The organism is Erwinia sp. B116 (assembly GCF_002865965.1).
GTDB lineage: Bacteria > Pseudomonadota > Gammaproteobacteria > Enterobacterales > Enterobacteriaceae > Erwinia.
This window is the reverse complement of record NZ_JRZZ01000015.1, coordinates 88,105-90,738: the sequence shown is the minus strand read 5'-3', so window position 1 is coordinate 90,738 and position 2,634 is coordinate 88,105. Positions and strand designations below refer to the sequence as shown.

General features: G+C 63.6%; 2 protein-coding genes. One reads left to right on the top strand and one right to left on the bottom strand.

Annotation, left to right across the window (positions count from 1 at the left end; all coding sequences use genetic code 11):
- Positions 1-1,441: mechanosensitive ion channel family protein (locus NV64_RS12540; protein WP_146005486.1), on the top strand; the 1,441-nt coding region annotated here is incomplete at its 5' end.
- 49 nt (positions 1,442-1,490) lie between these two features.
- Here the strand turns inward: NV64_RS12540 and murF are convergent.
- The coding region (murF, locus tag NV64_RS12535; RefSeq protein ID WP_146005484.1) for a UDP-N-acetylmuramoyl-tripeptide--D-alanyl-D-alanine ligase at positions 1,491-2,634 on the bottom strand (1,144 nt) is incomplete at its 5' end.

The window sequence follows — 2,634 nt, the reverse complement described above, 5'->3', positions numbered from 1 at the left end:
GGTAGCGCTGGCGCTGAAACCCTATCCGCCGCTGACCGCCGCGCTGGTGTTTATCTTCCAGACGGTGGAGATCTTTAACAGCAGCGCCAACACCAGCGTGGGGACCACCATCTTTGCCAACGGCATGACCGCGCTGCTGGTCGGCGCGACCGCGCTGTCGATCAGCTTCCGTACCAACCGCGTGCGCCGGCGGATGCTGCTGGAAGGGCACCAGCCCGAAGCGCGTACCACGCTGGCCGGCCTGATCCAGATGGGCCTGACGCTGACCGGCGTGGCGATCATGATTACGCTGGTGATTGGCTATATCACCCTGGCGCGCTTCCTCAGCTATGAGCTGATCTGGGTGGGCATCGTCTTCGGCCTGTTCTACATCTTCAGCCAGCTGGTGGCGGACGGCTGTGAGAGCCTGTTCTCCACCAGCACCGCCTCCGGCAAGCGCATTCAGACCTCGCTGAACATTGATGCCCGCCATCTCGGCCAGGTCGCCGCGCTGCTCGGCGCGCTGGGTAAAACTATCCTGATCCTGGTCGCCGCGATGGCGATACTGAACGGCACCTTTGGTACCGCCACGCCGATTGAGCTGGTGCAGAAGGCGATTGAGTTCTGGGGCGGCAAGGGTCTGGAATCGATGAATATCGTGCCGGCGCACGTGGTTAACGCGCTGGTGTGCCTGGTGGTCGGCATGTGGGTGCTGCGCTCGGTGAAGCGCTGGCTGGAGCACGATTTCCTGCCGAAAACCATGATGGACAAAGGGATGCGCGTGTCGCTGGTCACCCTGTTCAGCAATATCGGTTTTGTGCTGGTGATCCTGATGACGCTGTCGGTTATGGGCCTGCAGTGGAACAAGCTGGCGTGGATCGTCAGCGCGCTGTCGGTGGGTATCGGTTTTGGCCTGCAGGAGATCGTGAAGAACTTTATCTCCGGCCTGATCCTGCTGACCGAACGGCCGGTGAAGGTCGGCGATCTGGTGAGCATTAGCGGTATTGAGGGGGATATTCGCCGTATCAACGTGCGTGCCACCGAAATCCAGCTCAGCGACCGCTCGACGGTGATCGTGCCCAACTCGCAGTTTATCTCGCAGAACGTGCGCAACGCGACGATGGGCAACGCGCAGGGGGTGGCGACCATCACCCTGACCTTCCCGCTGGATATCGATCCGCAGCAGGTGCGCCAGCTGCTGCTCGACGTCTATGCCGATAATGAACGCATTCTGGAGACGCCAGAGCCGTCGGTGTCGTTTAAGGACCTCACCGCAACCGGAATCGTGCTGTCGGTGACCGGCAACGTCGCCAGCCCGCGCCAGGTCGGCGGGGCGAAAAGCGACCTGCTGTTCGATATCCTGACCCGCTTACGTAAAGAGGGGGTGATGCTGTCGACGCCGCAGACGATGATTATTGACCGGCCGCACCGCAGCCGCGGCGAGGATCACCCGCAGCCGTAAAACGGGTCGCGGCGCGCGGTGATTCTGCCGCCGCTCCCCGGTCTACGGATCATCCGGCCGTCGGCTGGCCGTCGATCCAGCTGACGATCTGATGCAGTTCGGTGCCGTTAGAACCTTTAAACAGCACGGTGTCATCAGGCCGCAGCTGCGCCAGCAGCAGCGGCTTAAGCTGTTGCGGATCGTCGAGCAGGGCGATTCTTTTCTCCGGTTTGAGCAACGCCCAGCAGCCTTGCCAGATCGCGCCGACCAGACAGACGCCGTCGATGCTGCTGTCGTTAAGCTGCGCCGCCAGCTGGCTGTGGTAACCTTCGCTCTCCGGCCCGAGCTCCTTCATCTCACTCAGCACCGCAATACGCCTGCCGCTGCAGGGCCGCTCGCTGAGCTGCTCCAGTGCGGCCTGCATTGAGCCAGGGTTAGCGTTGTAGGCGTCATCAATCAGTTCAAAGCCAATGCCGTTAAGGGTCACCCGTTTTTGCTCGCCGCGCCCCGCCAGGGCGGTGAAGCCAGCCAGGCGCGCCAGGGCCGGTTCCAGCGGATAGCCGAGCGCCGAGACGGCCGCCAGCACGGCCAGGCTGTTGAGGGCCATATGCCGGCCGCCGGCCGCCAGCGAATAGCTTAGCGGCTGCCCGCAGACCTCGGCCGTCACGCGCTGCTGCAGCGCATCATAGGCGATCAGCCGGGCGTCGCTGCTCTGATGGCTGCCGTAGTGCAGCACGCTGAGCCCTTTCGCGGTGGCGGCCTGGTGCACCGTTTCCCACTCCAACATGTCGCGGTTCAGAATGGCGATACCGCCCGGCTGCATGCCGAAGAAGATGGCGCTTTTGGTTAACGCCACGTCGCGAACGGTGCTGTTCTCCCCGAGGTGGGCGGGCTGGATATTGGTGAAAATGGCGATGTCGGGCCGCGCCATGCGTGAACTGACCCCCATCCGCCCGATCGCCATCTCCAGTATGACGTGCGGGGTATCCCGTGGGACGGAGGCCAGGTTCCAGGCCACGCCGCGCGGCAGGTTGGCGTTGTGCGCACTTTTGCTGCTCGCCCCCCAGGCGGACAGGGCGTCCGCCAGCATCGCCACGCAGGTGGTTTTGCCGGCGCTGCCGGTAACGCCCAGCACCTTGCCCCGGATCTGGTCGCGCGCATAGCGGCCCAGGTTGATGATGGCGGTAAACCCCTCGCTGATTTTCAGCAGCGGC